The organism is Aliagarivorans marinus DSM 23064 (genome assembly GCF_000429485.1).
GTDB lineage: Bacteria > Pseudomonadota > Gammaproteobacteria > Enterobacterales > Celerinatantimonadaceae > Aliagarivorans > Aliagarivorans marinus.
Map to the genome: position 1 here is coordinate 24022 of NZ_AUBY01000029.1, position 23518 is coordinate 47539.

Here is a 23518-nt window from a genome sequence, read left to right on the forward strand (position 1 = left end):
GGAAATCAGCTGTTTATTCCGATACACGGTGCTAGAATACGGGCCTTTATATCAGTACTAATCAGTAATCAGGAAGCTTGTCGATGTTGCAAATCTACAACACTCTCACCCGTAAGAAAGAAGTGTTTAAACCTTTAGTTGAAGGAAAGGTGGGAATGTATGTCTGTGGTGTCACCATCTACGATTACTGTCACATCGGCCATGCCCGCACCTTCGTCTCATTTGATACCGTAGCCCGCTACCTGCGTTGGTCTGGCTACGACTTGACCTATGTGCGCAACATCACCGATGTTGACGACAAGATCATCAAACGCGCTGCCGAAAACAACGAGAGCTGCGATGCACTCACCGAGCGCTTCACCAAGGCGATGCACCAAGATTTCGATGCGCTGAATATGATTCGCCCCGACATCGAGCCTACCGTGACCACCCATATGGATGAAATCATCGAGATCATCCAGAAGCTGGTGGACAAGGGCTACGCTTACCAAGCAGACAACGGCGACGTGTTATTTGAAGTAAGCAAGTACGACGAATACGGCAAGCTGAGCCAGCAAAACCTCGAGATGCTGCAAGCCGGTGCCCGTGTCGAAGTCGAGCAAGACAAGCGCGATCCACTGGACTTTGTGTTGTGGAAGCAAGCTAAGCCGGGTGAGCCAGAGTGGGACAGCCCATGGGGCAAAGGTCGCCCGGGTTGGCACATCGAGTGTTCAGCGATGAACATGAAGCACTTGGGCGATGTGTTCGACATCCACGGCGGTGGCTCGGATCTGGCCTTCCCGCACCACGAGAACGAAGTGGCGCAGAGCTGCTGTGCCCACGACACCAACTACGTGAACTACTGGATGCACTCCGGTATGGTGCAGGTGAACAAAGAGAAGATGTCCAAGTCCTTGAACAACTTCTTCACCATCCGCGATGTCTTGGAAGTGTACGACGCGGAAACCGTGCGCTACTTCCTGCTGTCGGGCCACTACCGTAGCCAGCTGAACTACTCAGAAGACAATCTCAAGCAGAGCCGTGCATCCTTGGAGCGCCTGTACACTTCCTTGCGTGATGTAGCGCCTCAGCCGGTATCCGATGAGCTGGCCGCGCCTTACCGCGAGCAGTTCAAGCAGGCGATGGACGATGACTTCAACACGCCAGAAGCCTTCCCGGTATTCTTCGAGCTGGCCAAAGAGATTAACCGCCTGAAGAGCGAAGATGCGGCCAAGGCTGGCGAGTATGCACAGCTACTGTTGGAGCTAACTGCAGTACTGGGTATCTGTCAGCAAGAGCCTGCCAGCTTTTTGCAAGGCGACCAAGGTGGCGATGAAGCGGCCGAGATCGAAGCGCTGATTAAAGCCCGCAACGAAGCTCGCGCAGCTAAAGACTGGGCAGCGGCCGATGCCGCGCGTGATGCTCTGAACGCGCTGAACGTGGTGCTGGAAGATGGCCCACAGGGGACCACTTGGCGCAAAGCCTAGGCACTCGCTGCTATTGTAAGTAATCGAAAAAGCCACAACCTCGGTTGTGGCTTTTGTTTATCTAGATGAATTAAGCTGTTAGCTTCGGGCTTCGGGCTTCGGGCTTCGGGCTTCGGGCTCATTATTGTTGTGGTGGTCTAGTAAGGGGAAGATTTGCGGGTTATCCAAGGCATCATCGAGTTTGTTCAATGTAAACGCGCTTTGACCAGCCCTGAGCAACAGCGCAATGGTTCTGAGCAACAGCACAACCGCTTTCCAGACCATCCGCTTTCTGCCGCCGAGCGCCAAGGGCTGAGCGATTGGCAGGTATTACGCAGCTGGCGCGCTCAAGCGAACAGTTCTTTGCTAAGCGGCGCTCCACTGCTAAACAGTGTCTCTTTGCATTGGTTTAGCCTGCTGGGCGCTCTGCTCGGCATTACCACCATGTTTGGTCTGCTTTCCTACTCGGGCCAACAGCCTATCAACCTTCTTTATCTGTTACTGGTGTTTGGACCACTGCAGTGGCTGATGATGGCGCTCTCCTTGCTGAGCTTACGCGGGCAGGGCATCGCCTGGGTGAAGCTGATGCTACGCAAACTGCCGGTGGAGGGCTTGCCCTCGCAAGTTAGGCGCTGGGTGCTATTCTACCTCTCCCATTGGACTGGCCTGTGTTTTGCCATCGGTGCTGCGCTGTGTTTGTTGGTGATGGTGCTGGTACAAGATCTGGCCTTTGTCTGGGCCACCACTATTGAGGTGGGCGCACAGGGGCTTAGTGCGCTACTGGTAAGCCTGTCTGCGCCATGGAGCGCTTGGTGGCCTGCTGCTGGTGTTGACCCGCAACTGGTGGCGGATACCCAGTTTTTCCGTATGAGCGGTGCTAACCAACTAGTGAACGCCAGCCTGTATGGCCGCTGGTGGCCGTTTGTGTTGGCCTTTGTTCTGTTTTACTGCCTGCTGCCGCGAGCGGTGTTGTTTGCTGTGGGCAACTGGCGCTGCGCCAAGTTGTTAGACGGGCTACCTGCCGCCGATCCGCAGATTGCGGCTTTACTGGCCCACTGGCGTGCCCAACAAGTCGACACCAGCAGTGCGGTGGAAGATGCCCATGTTGCGCTTGACTCAAGCGCGGCTAGCGACAGCATCCAAGTGCTGACTGAGCTGCCAAGCCCGCTGCTTTACTGGGGGCTGGAGCCGCACGAGCTGAGTGTACTTAGCCCGAATGACGGTGAGCGGCGGCCGCTCAGTCAAGCCCGTGGCGATGAGACGATGTTGCTGGTCCCCGGCTGGGAGCCGCCCCTGGGTGCACTGGCGGATAGCTTGGCCAGCTCCGTGGTTGAACAGCTTAGCTTGGTGTTACTGCCGCTGGATGGGGCGCTCAGCGATGCCGATATTCACAGCTGGCAGCTGTTTGCTGAGGGCCAAGCGAAGCTAAGCGCGTTGTATCTGTTGGAGGGGAAGCATGCCTAAGTTTGTAGTGGTCGGTCACCCCAATAAAGGAAAGTCCAGCCTGGTGGCAACGCTGGCGCAAAACGATCAAATCGGCATTTCGGCGCTCTCTGGCACCACGGTAAAAGCCACTCATTACGCGATGCAAGCCTCTGGCACACTCTGCTATGAGTTGGTCGATACCCCCGGATTTCAGCGGGCAGAAGCACTGCTGGCCATCTTGCGCGAACAAGCCGATGACGCAGCTCGCCGCGCTGAGGCGATAACTAGCTGGCTGGCCCAAAACGGCGATGACTTCCCAGACGAGCGGGCCTTGCTGGCACCGGTAATGGATGAGGACGCCGCACTTATTTACGTGGTGGACGGCGCCAAGCCCTATCGTAGCCACTACGAGGCGGAGATGGAGATCCTGCGCTGGACCGGGCGACCGCGGCTGGCCATTATCAATCCGATCAACGGTAATCGCTATGCCGAGCAATGGCGTAGCGCCCTCGATCAGTACTTCAGCTTGGTGGTGGACTTTGACCCCTTGCTAGCCAGTTTCGAGCAGCAGTTGGCGCTATTGCGTAACTTCGCCACCCTAAAACAGAGCTGGCAACAGCCATTGGCCCACGCGATTGATGCGCTTCAGCAGCAACGTGAAGACAAGGTGGAAGCGGCGCTTAATCAGCTGCAATCTGGTCTAGAGGAGCTGCTGAACTTCCGCTTGAGCAGTCCCGTGGGGCAACAGGATGAGGCAGCCAAGCAAAAACTGTTCACCGACTATAAGCAGGCCTTGCTGCAGCACGAGCGCGCGCTGCGTGAGCGGCTGCAAGCCAGTCTGTCCCACTATCACTACCAGCAACCCGAGGAGCAGATGCTGCTTGATAGCAGCGAACTGTTCGACCCCAAGCAGTGGCAACTGTGGGGGCTGCCACGCAAGCAGCTTACCTGGCTGGCGGCGGGCTCCGGTGGTGCGGCTGGCGCTATGGTGGATTTGGGTCTTAGCGCGGGCACCTTTATGCTTGGCGCGGTGGTGGGATCGGTGGCCTCGGCTGGCAGTGTTTGGCTGTGGGGCGACAAGTTGGCCAAGGTGTCGAGCAACAGCAAACGGCAGCAGCTGACCATTGGTCCGGTTAAGAATCTGGCATTCAGCTGGGTGTTGCTGGCTCGTCAGCTTTATCTCATCGACAGCCTGTTGGGGCGCAACCATGCCCGTCGGGATATTCCCGATCTGGAGCAGCTTGCGCAGGCGCAACAGCAGACCCGAGCACGTCTGGAGGCCTTGGGACAAAAGGAGAAGCTACAGATAAGTCTTTGGCTACAAGGGCGAAAAGTGCCGGGCAATCAGCAGAAAACACTGCAAATACTAAAAACTCTTCTTGTTTATCGCTAACTCCGTGCTACAAAGCACGGCAGTTTGTGATATCGCTCAAACATAGCGTGTTAACAATGTGATCTATTGAGCAGGTTAACAATACATTGCTTGTTGTTTGCTTCCCCCTCATTGGATGATGGCCGTGGCTGTAGATCAAGGATTGATTGTTTGCCAATCTGGATTGTACCTGCCGATTATCAGGGATGCTTAATCATAATAACTGCGACCGTAATCGGTGTGATCTGCTCTGTTTGGCTAATACAGAGCGACCCCAAACCAGGAGCCCGCGCATAGACGCAAACTATAGCTCCGGTCACAGCCCGTAAGTCCGAAGAGACACATAAAAAATACGGGAAAGTACAATGACAACAGTAACTAAAACCGCCGCCAGCTTGCTGGCCGGCTTGGCGCTGGGCTATGCCTCCAGTGTCAGTGCAGTACCGCGTACCGCCTTTGTCCACTTGTTCGAGTGGAGCTGGGAAGACGTGGCAACCGAATGTGAAACCTACCTTGGGCCAAAAGGCTTTGCTGCAGTACAGGTTTCTCCCCCTAACAAACACATCGACGGTGGCCAGTGGTGGACCCGCTATCAGCCTGTGGGCTACTCCTTTGATAGCCGCAGTGGTAACCGCGGTCAGTTCCAAAACATGGTGCAGCGCTGTAAGGCGGCTGGCGTCGATATCTATGTCGATGCGGTGATCAACCATATGGCGGCCTGGGATCGCAACTTCCCAGAGGTGCCCTATGGCTCCAACGACTTCCACAACTGTACCAGCGACATCAACTATGGCGACCGTTGGCAGATCCAAAACTGCGACCTCTCTGGCCTGAACGATCTAAAAACCGAGTCGGATTACGTGCGCCAGAAGATTGCTGATTACATGAACGATGCCATCAGCATGGGCGTGGCGGGCTTCCGAATTGATGCCGCCAAGCATATCCCTGCAGGCGACATCGCCGCTATTAAGGGCAAGCTCAACGGTAATCCTTACATCTTCCAAGAGGTGATTGGCGCCGGTGGTGAGCCGGTTCGTCCCACCGAGTACACCTATATCGGCGATGTGACCGAGTTTGGCTATGCGCGTTGGCTTGGTCCCGCCTTCCGTGAAAGCAATATTGCCCAGCTCAAAGACATCGGCACCTCAATGGAGCTGGCCAGCTCCAGCGCGGTACCGTTTGTTACCAACCACGACGAAGAGCGCCATAACCCTAACGGCCCTATCTGGCATGGTGTGCAGGGCAATGGCTACTTCCTGGCCAACGTATTCATGCTGGCCTATCCCTATGGCTATCCGAAGGTGATGTCGGGCTATTACTTTAACGGTGACTTCGACATGGGGCCGCCAAGTTCGGGCATCCACACCGGCAATGCCTGTGGCTTTGATGGCGGCAGCTGGGTGTGTGAGCACCGCTGGCGCGGGATTGGCAACATGGTGGCGTTCCGTAACCATACTGCCGATGCCTGGCATGTGTCGGACTGGTGGCAAAACGGCAACGACCAAATCGCCTTTGGACGTGGTGGTAAAGGGTTCGTGGTAATCAACAAGCGTTGGGGCAGCGATTTGAACCAAAGCCTCAACACCGGAATGCCCGATGGCGAGTACTGTAACATCATCGAAGCTGACTTTAATGAGTCGACCGGTGCCTGTGTACTGGGCGAAGGTGCAACCGGCCCTGCCACGATTACCGTGAGCGGTGGCTATGCCAACTTCAGCGTTGCCGGTGATAGCGCAGCGGCGATCCACGTCGGCGCTAAAGTGGGTGCAGGCTGTGGCAATGATTGTGGTGGTGGCGGAGGCGGCAGTGAGCCAGATTCTCCGGTATCTGCGAACTCAATCTGTATTGATGGTAGTGCCGGGCTGCAAACCCTTTACTACTGGGCGGCGCAGCCAAGCGGTGCATTGGCCAATGCTACTTGGCCGGGCGTTGCAATGAAGCAAAATGGTGGCTTCTACTGCCACGATCTTGGTGTCGAGTTAACCAGCATTAACGTTATCTTTAGCAACAACGGTAATGGCCAGACCGATGATCTGAGCGCCCCGGGCGCTGGCTGTTATCAAGGCGGTAGCTGGAAGACCCTGCACGATTGCGGCTTCGAGGTTAACGGCGATGGCGGCACCACTGGCGATAGCAAGGTGTGTTACGACAACCAAGCGAACTTCAACAGCCCAACCCTTTACTACTGGGCGGTGGAAGCAGAAACCGCGGTTGCTAACGCTCAATGGCCTGGTGTAGCGATGACCCAGCAAGATGGTCACTACTGCCATGACTTTGGTACCGCATTGTCCAAGCTCAATGTGATCTTCTCCGATGCGGGTGCTAATCAAACCGCTGACCTCAGCACGACTGGTGCAGCACTGTGCAACAAGCTGGGCAGTTGGGTAGCGCTGACCAACTGTATCAGCGGTGGCGGCAATGGTGGCAACGGCGGCAGCGGTGGTGATGAGAGCTGGTACTTCCGCGGCACCGCTAATGGTTGGGGCACTACCTTGTTGGAGTACGATGCGGCTTCAGGCGTGTACTTCACCGTGCAAAGCTTCAACGGCGAAGAGAGCCCAGCCCGCTTTAAGATCGATGACGGCAGCTGGAGTGATTCCTACCCAGCAGCTGACTACCAAGTGGGTGATTTTGCGACCTATCGCATCACCTTTGACAGTGCAAGCAAAGCGATTGGCGTAACCCGCCAGTAATCTATTCCATCTGTCTCTTCCATCCATCTTTGCCCGGCTTAGGCCGGGCCTTTTTATGCCTGCGAAACAGACTCTAGAAGCTGCTTGGCGAACTCCAAGCTCTCGTCGATCAGTGCATCGTTGCAGCCCAGATAGTTGGCGGGCTCACACAGCGCGCGGATCTCCTCGATTCTGAACAGGGCGGTGAGCTCGGGGCTGGCGAGTAGCATCTGTTCGAGCTGCATATCGCTGCTGGCTGCCTTATCGATAATCCCTTTAACCAGCGCATAGCCTTGGCTACGACCTAGTTTGTCTGCCACCGCCATCATCACCGCTTCTGACATGATCAGATTGCGTGATGCAGCGAAGTTGCGACGCATGTTTCGACGATTGACCACCAAGTTGTCGAGCAGCCCTTGGGCGCGCTCCAATGCGGTGGACAGTGCCAGGCAGGACTCGGGCACTAGCGACCAGTTGAGCATGCGCATCGAGGCGGCCCGCACATCTTGCTGGTCCATCAGGTTGGGAGCCGACGAGGCATACATCCAGCCCATGCGCGACAAGGTTTGCAGCATGTTGCTGGCGCGAGGGTTGGACTTGTGGGGCATGGTACTAGAACCGCCGCCGCCTTCGCCCTCTTGGGCTTCGGCAAGCGCAGCGCGGCCCATCAGCTCTATATCGTTGGCAATCCGACACAGCGTGCCATGAACAATGGCAAAGCTCTGAATCGCCTCGACAATGTTATCCATACTGGCATTCCACAGCCCCACCGGCTGACTCAGCCCCAGCTTATCCATCAAGCGGTTGCGCAGCGCCAGCCCTTGCTCGCCGATAGAAGAGAGATTACCCACCGCACCGCCGTACATTCCGGTGATGGCCCGCGGAGTCAGTTGGTCAAGGCGCTGTAAGTTGCGGCACATCTCACTCAGGTATGAGGCCAGCTGCAGGCCCCAGGTGGTGGGAAGGGCATCTTGCGAGTTGGTGCGCGCCACCATCACGCTGTCGCGGTGCTGATCGCTGAGCTCGGCCAAACGCTCAATCAGGCCAAGCATCTGTTTGCGTAGCAGCGTCAGGGCGTCTTTCAAGCGCATCGCTTGCCCAGTATCGAGCAGGTCTTGGGTGGTACAGCCCCAATGCAGGTAGCGCTTCACCAAGGGATCGGCCGCCTCGCTGATTTGATCCACCATCGGTTTAATCGCCAGCCCAACCCGGCGGGTGTCCTCGGCCAGACGCTGCCAGTCGATGGCCTCGGGCTTAGCTGCTGCTGCGATAGCTGTGGCTGCCTCGGGCGGGATAATCCCAAGCTCGGCCTGCACGGCGGCGATTTCGCTTTCAAAGCGGAGCCAGCATGCCAGCAAGTGTTGCTCAGACCAGATCGTTTTCATCTGTGCTTGGGTGAATAGCGGCGAGTACAGTGTCGAGTCAAACACCGAAACATTCTCTGAAGTCATCTCGTCTCCTTTAGTGAATGGGCTAAAAGGCTAACAAAAAGGGCTGCAAAGCAGCCCTTAACGATTATGTGAGTAGTGAGGCAATACGCCTAGTCTGCTGCGTTCCTAAGAACACTGCATTTATAGGAACACTTTACCTACAGGAACAATGCACTCATCGCAATCAGCGCCACAATACCGCCAATCATCGGAATCAAGGTACGCTGAACCACCGCCACTGGAGATACGTTGGCCGCGCCTGCACAGGCAATCACCACGCCTGCCACTGGAGAGGCTGAGCGGAAGATACCTGCAGCCAGTTGCATTGGCAGTGCCAGTGAAGCGGTTGATGCGCCCACGCTGGTGGCTACTTCAGGAGCCAGTGGTGAGAAGCTGAAGAAGGCTGCGTTACCCGAGCCAGACAGCAGCGCAGTGAGGCCGATAATCGTCACCATTACCACCAGCATACCGACATAACCCAGGCCTAGGTTGGCGCCAGCGCCCAGCAGCAGGTCGATAAAGCCCATCGCTTTTAGGCCTTCTACAAACACGTTGGCTGCAATGATCAGCGCCACGACGCCTGAGAAGGTGGTGCCCATACCTGACAGGAATACCTTGAGTGAGTCGGCCACGCCTTTGAGGTCTTTGCTGTGTACCAGGTTGGCCAGCATGGCTACTGCCAAGCTAAAGAACATCGCAGAGATAACGTCGATCTTCACTGAGCTAATCAGGAACTCGCTGAATACCAGCAGCAGTGCCAATGGCAGTACAGGCAAGATAGCGAACCACTTCGGCGCATCAGTTTGCGCTTGCTCGTCGATGGTCAGTGCTTGAGCTTCAACGCCGTTGGCGGCATCGCGCTTATCGAAGTATTGCTGACAGAAGTAGTGCAGTACCGCGATAACAATCATCACCACCGGTGCCACAACCATCTGGTTGGCCAGGAAGTAGTTGGCCGCATCGATACCGATAACCTCGGCTGCGCGGTTTGAGTTACCCGAGCCCGGGCCCAAGTCCAAACAAGCGGTGGTCGCCAGTACCGCAGCGGTTGCCGCAGGGGTGCAACCAATGCGCACCAGTACCGGGTACAGTGCAACCAACAGCAGCATCGCCAGGCCAACAGCACTTGGGATGAAGATGTTGATCAGCTGACCGATAATGTAAGTCAGCGCCAGTACCACATAAGGGTTTTTGAATACCGACAGTGGTTTGGTCACTACATTCACCATGGCGTTGGCTGCGCCGATATGGTTCATGTATTTGGAGAAACCGCCCACCGACATAATGATTAGGCCGAGGCTAGCCAGAGTCGAAGAGGAGAGGGCACTAATCACCACAAAAAAGTCAAACACCACCGCGCCACTGGAAGAGGCGTTGCCGGGGATGAAGTCGCTGTTGCCGTTAAGCGCACCCAGCGCTAGCATCAGGATACCCGCGGTGAACAGTGCCGCTTGGGTGTTATACTTTTTCACAATGAAGTAGCCGGTAGCGATAACTATCGGAATTGCAATCAAAGAGAACATATATAGCTCCGTAAACAAATTACGGCGGCATAAAATACTACTTTGGTGTTATTTTGAATGGGAAAGTGCTTTTCCCGGCTAACAGTTTGGTTTAGATCATATTTCGCTAGACTTAATCAACGCACATACACAAATTGTCATTCCGTCACACTCAGACACCACCAACATCGGTACTTTGCATCATGAGCCAAGCCCTAACCCCAGAGACCCTCGCTAAACTCGTTGAAAATGCCGCGCCACTGCCCAACGCTGAGCAGCGGGTGGCCGACTTTATGGTGAGCCATTTTGAGCAGATCCCTTACCTAGGGATTGAGGAGCTAGCTAAGCGCAGTGAGTCGAGTAAAACCTCGGTGGGGCGGTTTTTGCAAAACATTGGTTTTCAGGGCTACAGCCGCTTTAAACAGGCGGTGGTGCTGCATATTCAAGAAACCCAGCTGATCACCCCGGCGCGAATTGCCTCGCGCCTGTCTGAGGCAACATCAGAGGCGATTAGTGGACGGGGCTTTATCAAAGAGCTGGCGGAGAGCTTTAGACTGTTTTCCGAGGTGTTCGATGAACAAGCCTTTGCCCAAGCCATCGAGCTAATGGCTGACAAGCAGCGCAACTTGTACGCCTTCGGCCCGGCTTCATCGAATGGCTTGGTGACCTACTTCATGATGCTGTCGCGCTATATCCGCAAGAACACCTATCACCTAACCCCGGATGTGTCCTTGCTGCCCCACCACCTGCTGGACATGCGTGAAGGCGACGTGCTGTTTGTGATCTCTTACTATCGCTACTCCGATTTAGCGGTGCGCTTGGTGGAGTGGTTCCATCAACGCGGCGGCAAGGTCATTGTACTCACCAACAACAGCGTCAACCCTTACTTGCCGTTTAGCGACGTGCAGATGGTGGTAAAAAGTACCAGCAGCGGGGTGTTTCAAAGCCGTATCACCGGTTTTGCCTTGGTGGAGGCCTTAGTGAACGCACTCACTCAGCGGATTGGTGTGCCGGAGCGTTTTGAGTCCCTGGAGCAGATCCTGACTGACTTTGATACCTTTCACTCGTAGTCGATGGCGATATGCCAGCTTGTCAGTGGAATACAACGACTTCTGCTATGCGCTCTTCGCGACTACCCACTACCCAGAAGTCGTTGAGTTACCTTGATTTACAGTGGCTACGGCAATGCAGGTTTATAGGTATTGCCGGTGAGCGTTAGCGCATAGAGTGCCGATAGCGCCATACCGTAGTAGTCGTTGTTGGCGTTCTCATAGCCATTGGCGCCAATGTTCCATGGCAAGCTGCCGTTGAGGGTCTCATCTATCCAGTGTTTGGTGTAGTTTTCAACATTGTCTGGGTACCAGTTGTACAACATGCTGGCCACGGTAAAGCCGCCGGAGAAGCTGCGCCCGTTGTAACCGCTGCTGTTCCCGCTAGCTCGGTCGATATCCGCGAGGATGCCGCTTAGCTCGCCATTGTTCGAGTTGTTCACCAGATCGTTGATCAGGCGGCGGGTCCAGTCGCGGGCCGACTCACTGCCATACCAGGCGTAATCCATGGTCACTCGCCAAGGAATGCGCGATGCATCGGAGCCATAGTTAGTGGAGCGGCCGGTTACCGCCGAGCCATCGAGTTTCATCCAGTCCGGCACAAAGGTTTTGTCGCTATTGGGGCCGGCTTTTTGCTTATCCAGAATATCTTGGTAGAGGTCGCGAGCGGCCGAATCCCAGCGCTGGTTCTCATTGCGGATCTCGTTGCTCTGGGCGGCGGCTTCAGCAAAGTAGCGGAAGAATGCCGGGATCGAATAGGATGGGTCAAACTCATCGCTGCAGGGGTTAAAGCTGCTGCTTTGATAGGGCTTAACCACCCAAGTACCGCCATTGTTGGGGCACCAAGATAGCCAGTTGTCGTGCAGCTCGTTGACGATATGAATGGCCTCTGAGCGGTAGTCGAGGCTGGAGTTGGGCCACTTGTCGGCTGCCACAAACAGCGCCATTGCGATATCGATGTCGCCATCGGTGGCCGGGCCTCCGCCGCCCGCGCCAAAGCACACTTGACTTTGACCGACGATGCCATAGCAGATGTCGTTGGTAACCGGGTAGCCGTTGCTCCACACCAGCCACGGCATCAGCGCACTATTGTTCTGTGCCATCACCTGTTGATAGAAGCGGAACAGCTTATCAAAGCGGGTTTTATCGTTGCCATAGGCGGTAATCAGCATGCCGTAGCCCATGCCCTCGGAAGCGGTGGCGTAGGCGTCTTTCGATACCTGACCGTTCTCATCGCGCAGTGCGCCGCCGGAGCCCCATTTCACCCGGGCCATATTGGTACCGGCATCGACGATGTAGTTGTCGACAAATCGCGAATAGATGCTTTGCAGTTCGCTGTTGCTGATGGCTTGAGCGCTCGGCATTAGCATGCCGCCCCAATAGCCCGATTGCTGAGCGCTCTGACGGGTAGGGGCGGCGTTAACGCTCAGGCTTAGGCCAAGCAGCAGTGCTGCGCCAACCTTGAGAGGGCTGGGCATGCCCTGATGGGTGAGATTATTCATTATCATTCCTTTGCTTAAATTATGTTTTTAATCTTTATGCGGCTGAAAACTTCAGCTGCAAGCTAAGCAAAGACAGTTGGTTAGTGTTTTGCTAATTAACAAAAGCGAGTTTTAATTTACGAAAAAACGTAAATGCTAAGTGATTGGAAAGTTCTCAGGAAACTGTATGCGGAGGTTTTCAGCGGGGCGCCGAATCTGTGATCGCGCTGGCGTGGCAGAAAACGCCTTTCGGTGTCAGTAAAAGCCACTTGAGCCTGCTGCACTAAGGTAAGCAAAAGCAGGCCCAAGTTTGTGTTAGCGAACCCGCGCTAACGACTGGCTTAAGCCAGTTTCAATTGATGGTGCTGGCGGTAGGCAACGATATCTTCGATGGTCAGCACCGGCATCTTGTGTTGCTTGGCAAAGGCGACGATCTCGGGGGTTTTTGCCATCGTGCCGTCTTCATTGGTCAGCTCGCAAAGTACGCCTGCAGGGGACAAACCGGCCATTTGCACCAGATCGACGGTGCCTTCGGTGTGGCCGCGACGGCTTAACACGCCGCCGGAGCGCGCGCGCAGCGGGAATACGTGGCCGGGGCGAGCCAGGTCGCTGGGCTTGGCATCTTTAGCAATCGCAGTCTTGATGGTGGTAACCCGATCAGCGGCAGATACGCCAGTGGTCACGCCATGCTTGGCTTCGATGGACACGGTAAAGGCGGTTTGGTTGGCGCTGGTGTTATCGATCACCATCGGTGGCAGTGCCAGTTGGCTGGCTTGTTGCTCGGTCAGGCACAGGCACACGATGCCACTGCACTCGCGGATCATTAGTGCCATCTGCTGGTCGGTTAAGGTCTCGGCGGCGTAGATAATGTCGCCTTCATTTTCGCGGTCTTCATCGTCGAGCAATAGTACGCCTTGGCCTTGTTTTAAGGCGGCTAGCGCCAGCTCTACACGTTCAAGAGGTTGGCCGAATTCGGCTAATAGAGAAGTCTGATTCATGGTGTACTCCAACATAATCGTTACCAGAATCAGGGCATAAGTAAGAGCGATCAACAACACGCACGCGCTCAGCGATGCTTTGACAGGGTTAAACCCCTACGACAAAGCCGCATCAATCGGTGCGGTATCAATCGATAGATAACAGCGAGAGGGCTCGCTGGTTCACTCTCTCCCATCCGGACTATGACCGTCGGCTCTGGAGTCTCACCAGATCTGCTGACCCTGAATCGCTATGCGACTCAGGCGCTCGCGGGCTTCATAAACGGCTGCGGGGGCAGCGCTTAATTTACCGCCGGTGGGGAATTTCACCCCGCCCTGAGAATAATGCTTTGAAAAGCTTGGTTATATTAACGCTTTTTGCGGGGTAACAGAAGCATCAGCAGACTATTCCCAGGTGCCAAGTGGCTTGGTGTCGGCGAAGTAACCGGTTTTGTCGGCCTCGGTAATAGGGCGGATCACCTTACAGGGCACACCTGCAGCAATTACGTTGGCGGGAATATCCTTGGTGACCACACTGCCAGCGCCGATGATGGTGTTATCGCCGATGCTCACCCCGGGGTTAATCGACACATTGCCACCGACCCACACGTTGTCGCCAATGCGGATCGGTAGGGCATAGCAGCCGCCCATATTGCGCTCGGCGGCGTCGATGGCATGGTTTGCTCCAAACAGGCCGACCCGTGGGCCGAACAACACATTGCTGCCGATGCTGATCTCGTTGCAATCGAGCATGATGCAGTCCCAGTTGATAAACACGTTATCACCGAGGCTGATATTAAAGCCAAACTCGCAGCGAAAGCCCGAGGAGATCGCCACGTTTTTGCCTACCTTGGCAAACAGCTCGTTCATCACCTGTTGCTTCTCTTGCTCGCTGGCCGCGCTGTGATAGGCATTGACCTTTTTCGCGGCTGCCACCCGCGCCAAGTGGCAGGCCTCACTGTAATCGTTATACATCTCACCACTGCACACCATCTTCTTCAGTGCGGCTTGGGCGGCTAATTCGGCTGGGGTCATACTGCTGTTGCCTTATTGGGGTAAATAGGTCTCCACGCTAGCAAAATCGTTAACACTCAGCCAGTTAGTGGGTTTGTGAATGTGAAAGTCGCAGGGTTCTTTGGCGCTCGCTGCGTTAAGTTTCAGAGCTGCTACTGCTGTTCTTCACACAGCGAGAACTGCTGGCGCTGCAAGGCCTCGATACAGCGGATAAGAAGCGGGGCTCGCTCCATCTGTAGCAGGTGCCCTTGGTTGTGTAGGTAGAGGAAGTGGCGCTTATCCTCGGGCAAATATTGATACACGTACTCCCCTTGGCGCGGGTCCACTAAGCTGTCGGTGTCGCCTTGGATCACAATGGTAGGAACATCGATTTGCGCTAGCCGCGCTGGGCTATCCGCTAGCCCAGGCTGTAGGGCGTACATCTCCAGGTTGGAGTGGCTAAGCTCGCGCCCAATGTTGCTGTAGCTCATTACCCAGCGGCTCAGTTGCCAACTGGCCAAGCGATTGTACCAGCGTGGCGCACCCAGACTTTGGCTGTGCACCCCGGCCAATAGCATCAGCGCGTCAATATCATCGGGAAGCGCTTCATAGAGCATCGGCGCAAGCGAGGCGCCCCAAGAGTGACCGACCAGAATCAGCGGCAGCTCAGGGTGTTCACGTTTTAGCTGGGCCAGCAGCGGGCTAATCAGCTCGACTTGCTCAAACATGCTGGGGACCGGGCGCGGCTGGTCTTGATACTGGGAGTTGCCCCAGCCGGGGCGATCGAGGCTAACAAACAGAAAGTCGGCGGTGAGTGACTCATCGGCAATCAGATAAGCCGCATCGGTCCAACTGCCGGGGGTGCCATGCACCCATACCACCACCCCGAGATTGGGTGTACCTCTGGTCACGTAATGCAGATCAAACTGGCCATGGTGCAGGTGATGATGCTGGTAGGCCGGGTTATCCATCAAATGGCTGGTGACAAACTCACGTTGCTGCTGCAGTGAGTCGGGGAGGGGCTGGCAGGCACTGAGCCCTAGCAGCATCATCGGTAACGTAACAAGAAAGGCGTACTTAAGGGTGTGTGCAAGAGTCATGGAGTAGGTCACTTCGTCTGAGATCGGTTGGCCACATTCACTATGCCGCTATAGACCGAAGAGAAATCGATTTTTGTTCAAGTGTAGTTTAGAAAGTATCTGGTAATGCGCTGTTCGCTCTCAGGCAATCGCGGCTTGTGGTAAACAACGCATTTTGGCACGCAATACGATCTAGAGTTTGCATTGATAGTAATATGAGTAATTGCTTCTGCACCTAAGTTATTACTAAACTTAACCTTTGTGGTATCTGAGCAGGCAAGCTTAAATGTGGCACATGAGCTCCAGACCCCATGCTCGCAATGTTCGCACTCACTCTGAGCGATACATGCCTAGTAAGGGCTTTACCATGGTCGAGCTGACCGTGGTGGTGGTGATACTTGGGGTTATTGCCGTGTTTGCCCTGCCACGTTTTCTTTCGTTCTCCCGCGACGCCCAAATCAATGCCAATCAAGCCACCGCCGAGGCCTTCGAAGCGGCGCTCGACAGCGCGCATTTAAAGTGGCAAATCGAAGGCGCGCCTGGTCGGATCCAAGACCTCGATGGCACCCTAGATATGAATAGCTTCGGCTGGCCCATTGGTACCGATAAGGGTAGCGGTAATGACAATATCGGCCGTGGCGGCGCAGGTTGTTACCTGCTGTGGAACTACCTGATGAACGATTCGCCCAGTGCAATTAACAACGCGAGCGCCGATTACCAGAGTTATCGACGGGCCGGTCGCAGCGCCTGCACCTATATCTACCGAGCCGGTGGCGATGAGTCGGGGCGCGGTCAGGCCGATTTAGGGATCTACTACAACTCGCTTGATGGCAGTGTGACAACCTGTGGGCAATGGTTGGGGGAAGGGTGTAACTGAACGCGCCGCTAATGGCTTGAGCGGCGCGTAATAGTGATAGCTTGGGACTAGTCGTTATCGCTAATAATCACTTCGGCATAGCTTTGCGCGCCCAGCTCGGCGCCGCGCGACCATAGCAGGTAGACATGGAAGCTTTCCTCACCTTCTATCCGGCGATCATCGCGGATGCGCGCATTCAGATAACGGGTACCCGATTCGCCTTCGCGCCAGCTTAGTAGTTGGATGGGCGCGGCGCGGTAGTCACGCCAGGAGGCGGAGCCGGGCAGGATCAGAGCCCACACCCGAGTGCGCTCGCTGGCTGGGCCATTGAGCTCGACCGGGATCTGGATGCGGCGAGCACCTTCGTCGAACACAAACTCTGTGGCTGGGAAGTTCACCGCCAGTGGGGTGTTGTCTTCAATCAGCAGCTCGACTTCCTGCTCAGCGTGTTTCGCACTCCCTGATACCACACTCAGCTCAAGCACGGCACGCTCTTGATCTTCGATAAGCGAGTCGCTGTAAGCGCCAATGCTCAGGGTATAAGGGCTTTGGTCTCCATCGCTCCAAACCAGCTCGCCTGACAGCAGTGGCAGATCGCTCTCATCGGCAGTGTCGGCCACGATTTGGTAGCTGATCACCACTTCACCAAAGTCGCCGCCGCTGCGCTGGAACACCAGCTCTGCGGTTTCGCCTTCGATAATGGTCAGCGAGGGCGCTACCTCGATGCGGCCTGCGCTGCGCATATCCAGTGCCAGTACTACTGGGTCGTGGTCTGAGGCGCGATAGGCGCTCGGGCCGTAGTAGTCGACGATTTGTTGCTCGGTCTTGTACTCAGTGTTGTAGTCCAGGCCACGTGGCTCGTCGGCATTGATATGCCAGTCGGTGGCGGCTACTACCCGGCTTAGCAAGGCTGAGTCGGCTAAGGCGTGATCGAGGCTGCCAGCTTCTTCGTCGAAGTAGTAGGAGTAGTTGCCTTGCTCGAACAGCGGTACCACGTTGGTGAAGCCCGCAGCTTCAAAGGCCAACATCGGGTCTTCTTTGGCGTAGGCGTTGAAATCGCCCATCAGCAGCACCTGAGTTTGCTCATCGAAGTAGCCGCTCAGGGTTTGCGCTGCTAGCACTCGCTGGCCGTTACAGTTGCCTTGGCCGTCGTTCATATCCGGGTCGCCCAGTGCATCACAGCTGGAGCCTTTCGATTTGAAGTGGTTAACGGCAACGCTAAGCTGCTCGCCGCTGGCTAGCAGTTCAAAACGCTGGATAAGCGGTACCCGGTGCTTAGCGGTAGCGGCATCGAAGGGGTAGGCCTCCAGCAGCTCAGCTTCGCCGGCGGTTTCTACCACTGCCGGGCGGTAGATAAGGCCCACGGCGATGGCATCGTTGCCTACTCGGCCTGCCGCTGGCGCGACAAACGCGTAGTGTTGCTGCTCGCTCAGTTCTGCGTTCACCGCATCAACCAGGTTGGCAATGGCGCTGTCGTCACTAAAGCCGTTGTTTTGGATCTCCATCAGGCCGACGATGTCTGCGTCCATGGCGACCAAGGCGGCAACCAGCTTGGCGCGCTGGCGTTCAAACTCTTCGGCGGTATTGGCGCCGCGGTAGAGGTCTTCGCCCAAATCTAGGCCGGTAAAGAAGTTGAGCACGTTGAAGCTGGCTACTTTCAGGGTGCCTTGACCGTTCTCTTCATAAACGAGCTGGGGCTCGGTGCTGCGCGGGTTGGCGTCGATAAAGCTCGGCTGCGAGGTGGACTGGACACGGTAGTCGCCAAAGGCATAGTTGAGTACGCCTTCAACACCGCTGACCTCGCTGCCCGCACGCAGGCTTAGCTCGGCAGATAGCTGAGGGAAGTAGCTGATCTCTGGTGGGTTCTGGGCACTTACCCCATCGTCTAGCAACAAGCGGTTGAGGATATTGGCCTCAGCCACTGCGATGGCCTCCGGGGTGCCCGCAGGATAAAGCTGGGTAGACTTATAGCGTTTACCCAAGGACAGCACCGTCTCACCGTAGCGGTTGAAGTTGTAGCGTGGGGTGGCGTGCAGGGTTTGTGGCAGGCTGACGCGCATACCTTCCAAATGCCCCAGATCGGTATCCGCTAACGGCAGAGTGATCGGCGTGGCGCTCGGTAGTGGCTCTTCGCCACACACGCTTAGCCCTTCTACGCTGGTCAGTTGATAGCCGCCGCTGTAGCTGTCGAAGGTTGCCAATACACGCACGCGTTCGCCTAGGTTGACTGCATCGCGGAAGTGGTAGACGAACACGCCCTCAGAGGTAGCATCGTCACTATCTTGGTTGGCATCGGCATGCTGTAAGAAGAAGCCCGATAGCTGATAGTTGTCGCCCACCCCTTGGAAGTCGCCAACCACAACCGCTTCGACTACAACGCGCTGGCCTAGCATGGCTTGCGCGTTTGACAAGCTACCACCTTGCTGGCCGCGTAGCGCGTGGATGGGGGTGCTGTCTTCGCCACACAGGCCGAGTACTAGCTCTGGGTCGGTGGGTTCGCCGCTTCCATCACCAGAGCCATCACCAGAGCCATCACCGCCAGAGCCATCGCCAGAGCAGGCATCCACACCGATACAGCCGAGGCCATCGACGGTGTTTTGAGCGAAGTTAAACCAGCGCGCTACCAGGTTGAATTCCGACTCGTTGTCGTTGTCTGCATCGCTGCCGGTGATGCGGCGCAGCGTCATATCTTTGGTGCTGCCACCGCCGCCGGTCCAGACCTGACGCACGCCGATCTGACCGATTCGGTCGACCAAAACACCATTGAAAAATAAGCCGACGGCATCGTCGCCGTTAAAGTTCACCACACTGGAGGCACTGCCAATACCGGCGGGGATAACCGCGTTGTCGTGATTGCCGATCACGCCTTGATTATTGACCAGTACCAAGGTTTCACCGGCGGCCAGCGATCCGCTCAGCTCTTGGGTATTGGTGGCGCTGCTGGCGCCATTGGAGAACAGTCTTACCTCGTAGCCGCTTAGGTCTACGCTGCTGTCGCCATAGTTGGCAATCTCCAGCGCTTTGTTAAAGCTGCTGCCTTCGACGTACTCGCTAAATAGTACATCGGCGTGAAGTGGGCTACTTGCAGCGCTTGCTGCCAATAGCCAGGGGATCAGTATCATAGTTAACGTCCTTGTTGAAAGTAGCGGTGTTGCAAACGCAAAAACGGCAGTGAATAGACTGCCGAGGCAATCCAGTGTGGATGCGCTAAGTGACAGAAAACAAGGATTTTTAAGACAAAAGAGTGAAGCTTTGATGACCAGATAGCGGGGCCGACAATGTGGCTGCTAGCTGGTATACCCCAACAGCAAATCGGGTCGTGATAAAAACGTGATAACTTCGTGAACCTGTCGGGATATCCGCTACCTAGCCTTGAGAGTGATTAAACCATCACCCTTCAAGGAGAGAACCATGAAACGCACACTCGCCGCACTACCGCTGATCGCTGTGGCCGGATTTACTCACGCAGCCACCATCGACGTAACCGTTAGTAACCTGACGCAGGCGATTACCTTTACCCCTTTGCTGGTGACTGCGCATAGCAGTGACAGCTACCTGTTCCGTCTGGGCGAATCGGCATCTCCCGAGTTGCAAGCGATGGCCGAAGGCGGCGATATCAGCGGGCTGAATACCTTGGCCGATAGCATTGGCGCCTACAGCGTGGCAAATCCGGCTGAAGGCCTGTTGATGGCCAACGGCAGCACCATGATCAGTGATTGGGATACCGGAGAGAACACGCAACTGACCATCGTTGCAATGTTACTACCTACCAACGATGGCTTTGTTGGGCTGGACTCGTGGAGCATTCCAGAAACCCCGGGCACTTATACCTTGTACCTCAACGGCTACGATGCCGGTACCGAGGCCAACGATGAGATCATCAACGGCGGCGGCGCCAGTGGCGTACCGGGTATTCCTGCTAACCCAAGTGGTATGGGAGGCGAGAATGCTACCGGTGTGATTGCAACGGAAGTGAACGACCGAGTGCACATTCACCCCGGTAACGTTGGCGATACTGACCCCGATGGCGGCATCAGTGATGTGAACAGCCGGGTACACCGTTGGCTGAATCCGGTCGCCAAAGTTGTGGTTGTGGTTAAGTAGGGGGCGACGATGAATAAACTCACAGCAATCAAAGCCGCCGTGCTCGGTGCGGCGGTGCTCGGGCTAGCCGCCTGTGGCGACGATGATGACCCTGTTGTCACCACCGCCGAGTACATGCTAACCGTGCATAACAATACAGCTGCCCAGCCGTTTTCTCCGGTACTCGCCGCGCTACATAACGATAGCGCGATGCTCTGGCAACTTGGTCAGCCAGCCTCTGTGGCGCTAGAGGTGATGGCGGAGGGGGGCGATAACAGCCAACTGATGACAGCGCTGGCCGATCAATACGCCGTTGCCAGTACGGAAATGGTGCTGATGCCGGGCAACAGCAATGAACTCAGCCTGCAAGCGGAGCTGAAGTCGGGCTTGCTGTTATCGGTAGCCACCATGCTGGTGAACACCAACGACGCCTTTACTGGCGTGATGCAAATCGATGTGAGCGGCCTGGAGGTGGGCGAGAGCATGCAGCTAAACCTACCCATCTATGATGCGGGCACCGAATTTAATTCGGAAGCGGCTGGCAGTATCCCCGGTCCTGCTGATGGAGGCGAGGGCTACAACGCCGCGCGCGACGATGTGGCCGATGCGGTCAGCCGCCACCCGGGCGTGGTATCCCAAGCCGATGATGCGGACTCGGTGCTGTTGCCGCAACATCGAATCAACAACCGAGCGGGCTCAGTGGTCGTAACGCGTATCAACTAAGCTATGTTTTATTGAGCAGGTTGTATTGAGAAGCTTGTACTGAGCAAAAAAACGGGCCAGCAGTATCAGTGCCCGCTGTTCAGTTTAATTGGGGACGTATAGCTTTCGTTAAGCCATCTAGGAGGGATGATGAGTCAACGGATACTGGTGATAGAAGATGATGCCGATATCAATCAACTGATTACCATGAATCTGCAGGATCAGATGTATCAGGTTGAAAGCTGCCGCGATGGCCAGCGCGGGTTTCAACTGGCTTGTGGTAGCAGCTTTGATTTGATCATTCTCGATCTCACCTTGCCGCTGATGGATGGGCTAGATGTGTGTCGCCAACTGCGCGCCGAACGCTCTATCACACCTATCTTAATGCTCACTGCACGCGACTCCGAGGCCGATCGCATCGTCGGTTTAGAGATGGGTGCGGATGACTACCTGACTAAGCCTTTTAGCGTGCGTGAGCTGCAGGCGAGGGTAAAGGCGATGCTGCGTCGGGTTCAGATGCTTAAGCAACCTGAGGCTGCCAGCCCTAGCTTGCAGTTCGGTGCCTTGCAGATTGACCCGGAGCGGCGTCAGGTGCATTTGGAGAGTGACCCGGTCGAGCTCACCTCCACTGAGTTTGACCTGCTGTTTCATCTGGCATCCAAGCCGGGGCAGGTGTTTAGCCGGGCGGCACTGCTCGATCAGGTTTGGGGCTACAGCCATAGCGGCTATGAGCACACTGTGAACTCCCATATCAATCGTTTGCGCACCAAGCTTGAGCATGACCCGTCAAACCCGCAATGGGTGCTGACCGTATGGGGCGTGGGGTACAAGTTTAATGAGCTTCACTAAGTTTCGTCCGTTTTATAGCAAGCTGGTGCTGGCGGTATTGGGCTGCTTCACGCTGGTGGGGGGGCTGCTGCTCGGCTTGGGTCACAAGGTCTCGATGGACTACCAAAACGAAGTGGAGCAGAAGCTGCATCTGGACTTGGCGGCCTATCTAGTAAAAGAGAGCGACCTCTACCGCGATGGCGAACTCAATCACGCCGCTATTACCCATGCCTTTCATACCATGATGATCCTCGGTCCCAGCTTTGAGTTTTACATCCTCAGCCCGCAGGGGGATCTGGTGACCTACTCGGCCAAGGCCGACAAGATAAAACGCCAGCAGGTAGACCTAGCCCCAATCCAAACCTTCCTAAGTGGCGATCAGGCGATGCCGATAGTGGGCGATGACCCGCGATCCTTGACCAAGCAAAAGATCTTCTCGGTGGCCGAAATCCGCAACAGCCAACAACAGTTGGTGGCTTATCTGTATGTGATTATCGGCGGCGAGATCTACGATGACGTTGCCCAGCTTTTGCAAGGCAGCCATATCCTCAAATTAAGCTCGCTGGCACTACTCGGCATTCTGGGCTTTAGCTTGCTGCTGGTAAGTCTGGTGTTTGCCTTTCTCACCCGGCCCCTGCGCAAGCTCTATGACGAGATGCAGCAGTTCCAACGCCAGGGGCTAGAGCAGGCAGAGCTACCCGAGAATCGCTGGCGACCTGAATCGGGCGATGAGATCCAAGGGCTAGGCGATGCCTTTCATCAACTGGCCGCCAGCTTGCAGGAGCAGTATCAAAAGGTGAAAGACACCGACCAACTGCGCCGCGAGCTAGTCTCTTACGTCTCCCATGACCTAAGAACCCCACTAGCCGCCTTGCAAGGTTACTTAGAGACTTGGCAGCTCAAACACCAACAGCTCGACGAGCAGCAATCTTGCCAGCTTATCAGCACAGCGCAGGCCAATGCCGAACGCACCAGCCGATTGGTGGAACAGTTGTTTGAGCTGGCCCATCTCGACTCAGCCGATACCAGTTTGAATTTAGAGCCGATGAACGTTGCTGAGCTGGCCTTCGATGTGGTGCAAAAGCTCGCCCTACAAGCCGAAGAAGCAGGCGTGAGCTTGGCGGTGAAGGCCGAGCCGCAGCAACGCCTAGTAAACGCTGATATACAGCGCTTGGAGCGAGTGTTTACTAACCTGCTAGAGAACGCCATTCGCCATAGCTTTAAAGGCGGCGTGATTACGCTGGAGGTGACAGGCGGCACAGACAGCGACAAGGTACAGGTGTGCGTAAGGGATCAAGGCAGCGGGATTCCTGCCAGCGATCTGCCGCATATCTTCGACCCACATTATCGCGCGGCTAATCAAGTCAGCGATCAGCGCAGCCACGGCGGATTAGGCTTAGCCATCGTTAAGCGGGTGATAGAGCTGCATCATAGCGAAATCACCGTGCACTCCCGCTTAGGTGAGGGGAGTGCGTTCGTGTTTCAGCTGAAAGCTGCGTAGAATCGCATCCTCCTGTTTATGACTAACAGCGGCGTTGTTGCCTAAATAGAATTGAACCTATTCGCTCATCTGCGATCTGATCGTTAAACCCTACTATCAGGTCGCACTATGGGCACCGCCAAG

17 protein-coding genes and 1 riboswitch are annotated in these 23518 nt (G+C 55.8%); of the genes, 10 read left to right on the forward strand and 7 right to left on the reverse strand.

From position 1 onward, the window contains the following. The first annotated feature begins 83 nt into the window (after window positions 1-83). The 4 genes from cysS (at window position 84) to G461_RS0112775 (ending at window position 6935) form a co-directional block, all read left to right on the forward strand. Window positions 84-1466 (forward strand): cysteine--tRNA ligase, encoded by a 1383-nt coding sequence (gene cysS / locus G461_RS0112760; protein ID WP_026972140.1) that lies wholly within the window; start codon window positions 84-86, stop codon window positions 1464-1466. Window positions 1467-1619: 153 nt separating this feature from the next. After that, entirely contained in the window at window positions 1620-2909 is a 1290-nt protein-coding gene (locus G461_RS0112765) for a DUF2868 domain-containing protein (protein WP_026972141.1), read from the forward strand. Further along, on the forward strand, window positions 2902-4263 hold the full coding sequence (locus G461_RS0112770) for a GTPase/DUF3482 domain-containing protein (RefSeq protein ID WP_026972142.1): 1362 nt from the start codon (window positions 2902-2904) through the stop codon (window positions 4261-4263). The genes G461_RS0112765 and G461_RS0112770 overlap by 8 nt, the downstream gene beginning before the upstream one ends. A 344-nt stretch (window positions 4264-4607) precedes the next feature. Further along, window positions 4608-6935 carry a starch-binding protein gene (locus tag G461_RS0112775; protein ID WP_026972143.1) on the forward strand — a complete coding sequence of 776 codons (2328 nt, stop codon included), beginning with the start codon at window positions 4608-4610 and terminating at the stop codon, window positions 6933-6935. 53 nt (window positions 6936-6988) lie between these two features. Here the strand turns inward: G461_RS0112775 and G461_RS0112780 are convergent, their stop codons facing one another. Further along, window positions 6989-8365 carry a class-II fumarase/aspartase family protein gene (locus tag G461_RS0112780; protein WP_026972144.1) on the reverse strand — a complete coding sequence of 459 codons (1377 nt, stop codon included), beginning with the start codon at window positions 8363-8365 and terminating at the stop codon, window positions 6989-6991. 137 nt (window positions 8366-8502) lie between these two features. Beyond that, the gene (gene dcuC / locus G461_RS0112785) at window positions 8503-9867 is read right to left on the reverse strand and encodes a C4-dicarboxylate transporter DcuC (protein WP_026972145.1); all 1365 of its coding nucleotides are present in this window, start codon (window positions 9865-9867) and stop codon (window positions 8503-8505) included. Window positions 9868-10049: 182 nt separating this feature from the next. Here dcuC and G461_RS0112790 point away from each other — a divergent pair, with 182 nt between their 5' ends. After that, window positions 10050-10916 carry a MurR/RpiR family transcriptional regulator gene (locus G461_RS0112790; RefSeq protein ID WP_026972146.1) on the forward strand — a complete coding sequence of 289 codons (867 nt, stop codon included), beginning with the start codon at window positions 10050-10052 and terminating at the stop codon, window positions 10914-10916. Between the two features lie 107 nt (window positions 10917-11023). On the opposite strand, the gene G461_RS0112795 is transcribed toward G461_RS0112790, so the two are convergent. The 4 genes from G461_RS0112795 to G461_RS0112810 all read right to left on the reverse strand — a co-directional run bounded on the left by G461_RS0112795 (window position 11024) and on the right by G461_RS0112810 (window position 15446). After that, window positions 11024-12397, reverse strand: a complete 1374-nt coding sequence (locus G461_RS0112795; protein WP_026972147.1) for a glycosyl hydrolase family 8 — start codon at window positions 12395-12397, stop codon at window positions 11024-11026. A gap of 320 nt (window positions 12398-12717) precedes the next feature. Then, the gene (gene ribB / locus G461_RS0112800; protein ID WP_026972148.1) at window positions 12718-13374 is read right to left on the reverse strand and encodes a 3,4-dihydroxy-2-butanone-4-phosphate synthase; all 657 of its coding nucleotides are present in this window, start codon (window positions 13372-13374) and stop codon (window positions 12718-12720) included. 160 nt (window positions 13375-13534) lie between these two features. Continuing rightward, window positions 13535-13701, reverse strand: a riboswitch (FMN riboswitch). Window positions 13702-13758: 57 nt separating this feature from the next. After that, window positions 13759-14388: a sugar O-acetyltransferase gene (locus G461_RS26530; RefSeq protein ID WP_157360311.1), complete on the reverse strand. Its 630-nt coding sequence runs from the start codon at window positions 14386-14388 to the stop codon at window positions 13759-13761. 131 nt (window positions 14389-14519) lie between these two features. Further along, window positions 14520-15446 carry an alpha/beta fold hydrolase gene (locus G461_RS0112810; protein ID WP_084429225.1) on the reverse strand — a complete coding sequence of 309 codons (927 nt, stop codon included), beginning with the start codon at window positions 15444-15446 and terminating at the stop codon, window positions 14520-14522. 325 nt (window positions 15447-15771) lie between these two features. Between G461_RS0112810 and G461_RS26535 the strand changes: the two genes are divergently transcribed. After that, complete coding sequence (locus G461_RS26535; RefSeq protein WP_051333556.1) at window positions 15772-16302, forward strand: type II secretion system protein; 531 nt, start codon at window positions 15772-15774, stop codon at window positions 16300-16302. Between the two features lie 47 nt (window positions 16303-16349). On the opposite strand, the gene G461_RS24215 is transcribed toward G461_RS26535, so the two are convergent. Further along, a complete protein-coding gene (locus G461_RS24215) occupies window positions 16350-19403 on the reverse strand; it encodes an ExeM/NucH family extracellular endonuclease (RefSeq protein WP_051333557.1) in 3054 nt (1017 codons plus the stop codon). A 289-nt stretch (window positions 19404-19692) separates the two neighbouring features. On the opposite strand from G461_RS24215, the gene G461_RS0112825 reads away from it, so the two are divergent. The 4 genes from G461_RS0112825 (at window position 19693) to G461_RS0112840 (ending at window position 23395) form a co-directional block, all read left to right on the forward strand. Then, window positions 19693-20385 carry a spondin domain-containing protein gene (locus G461_RS0112825; RefSeq protein WP_026958681.1) on the forward strand — a complete coding sequence of 231 codons (693 nt, stop codon included), beginning with the start codon at window positions 19693-19695 and terminating at the stop codon, window positions 20383-20385. A 9-nt stretch (window positions 20386-20394) separates the two neighbouring features. Next, window positions 20395-21087, forward strand: a complete 693-nt coding sequence (locus tag G461_RS0112830; RefSeq protein ID WP_026972150.1) for a spondin domain-containing protein — start codon at window positions 20395-20397, stop codon at window positions 21085-21087. Between the two features lie 129 nt (window positions 21088-21216). Then, the gene (locus G461_RS0112835) at window positions 21217-21915 is read left to right on the forward strand and encodes a response regulator transcription factor (protein WP_026958682.1); all 699 of its coding nucleotides are present in this window, start codon (window positions 21217-21219) and stop codon (window positions 21913-21915) included. Continuing rightward, window positions 21902-23395, forward strand: a complete 1494-nt coding sequence (locus G461_RS0112840) for a sensor histidine kinase (protein ID WP_026972151.1) — start codon at window positions 21902-21904, stop codon at window positions 23393-23395. Before G461_RS0112835 ends, G461_RS0112840 begins: the two co-directional genes overlap by 14 nt. The last annotated feature ends 123 nt before the right edge of the window (window positions 23396-23518 follow it).

What these genes read in the sequence shown, in the direction of transcription:
- G461_RS0112840 (WP_026972151.1), top strand. Translation starts at nt 21,902, where the DNA reads ATGAGCTTCACTAAGTTTCGTCCGTTTTATAGCAAGCTGGTGCTGGCG.
- G461_RS26530 (WP_157360311.1), bottom strand. Translation starts at nt 14,388, where the DNA reads ATGACCCCAGCCGAATTAGCCGCCCAAGCCGCACTGAAGAAGATGGTG.
- cysS (WP_026972140.1), top strand. Translation starts at nt 84, where the DNA reads ATGTTGCAAATCTACAACACTCTCACCCGTAAGAAAGAAGTGTTTAAA.
- G461_RS24215 (WP_051333557.1), bottom strand. Translation starts at nt 19,403, where the DNA reads ATGATACTGATCCCCTGGCTATTGGCAGCAAGCGCTGCAAGTAGCCCA.
- ribB (WP_026972148.1), bottom strand. Translation starts at nt 13,374, where the DNA reads ATGAATCAGACTTCTCTATTAGCCGAATTCGGCCAACCTCTTGAACGT.
- G461_RS0112770 (WP_026972142.1), top strand. Translation starts at nt 2,902, where the DNA reads ATGCCTAAGTTTGTAGTGGTCGGTCACCCCAATAAAGGAAAGTCCAGC.
- G461_RS0112780 (WP_026972144.1), bottom strand. Translation starts at nt 8,365, where the DNA reads ATGACTTCAGAGAATGTTTCGGTGTTTGACTCGACACTGTACTCGCCG.
- G461_RS0112775 (WP_026972143.1), top strand. Translation starts at nt 4,608, where the DNA reads ATGACAACAGTAACTAAAACCGCCGCCAGCTTGCTGGCCGGCTTGGCG.
- G461_RS0112830 (WP_026972150.1), top strand. Translation starts at nt 20,395, where the DNA reads ATGAATAAACTCACAGCAATCAAAGCCGCCGTGCTCGGTGCGGCGGTG.
- G461_RS0112810 (WP_084429225.1), bottom strand. Translation starts at nt 15,446, where the DNA reads ATGACTCTTGCACACACCCTTAAGTACGCCTTTCTTGTTACGTTACCG.
- G461_RS0112825 (WP_026958681.1), top strand. Translation starts at nt 19,693, where the DNA reads ATGAAACGCACACTCGCCGCACTACCGCTGATCGCTGTGGCCGGATTT.
- G461_RS26535 (WP_051333556.1), top strand. Translation starts at nt 15,772, where the DNA reads ATGCCTAGTAAGGGCTTTACCATGGTCGAGCTGACCGTGGTGGTGGTG.
- G461_RS0112795 (WP_026972147.1), bottom strand. Translation starts at nt 12,397, where the DNA reads ATGAATAATCTCACCCATCAGGGCATGCCCAGCCCTCTCAAGGTTGGC.
- G461_RS0112835 (WP_026958682.1), top strand. Translation starts at nt 21,217, where the DNA reads ATGAGTCAACGGATACTGGTGATAGAAGATGATGCCGATATCAATCAA.
- dcuC (WP_026972145.1), bottom strand. Translation starts at nt 9,867, where the DNA reads ATGTTCTCTTTGATTGCAATTCCGATAGTTATCGCTACCGGCTACTTC.
- G461_RS0112790 (WP_026972146.1), top strand. Translation starts at nt 10,050, where the DNA reads ATGAGCCAAGCCCTAACCCCAGAGACCCTCGCTAAACTCGTTGAAAAT.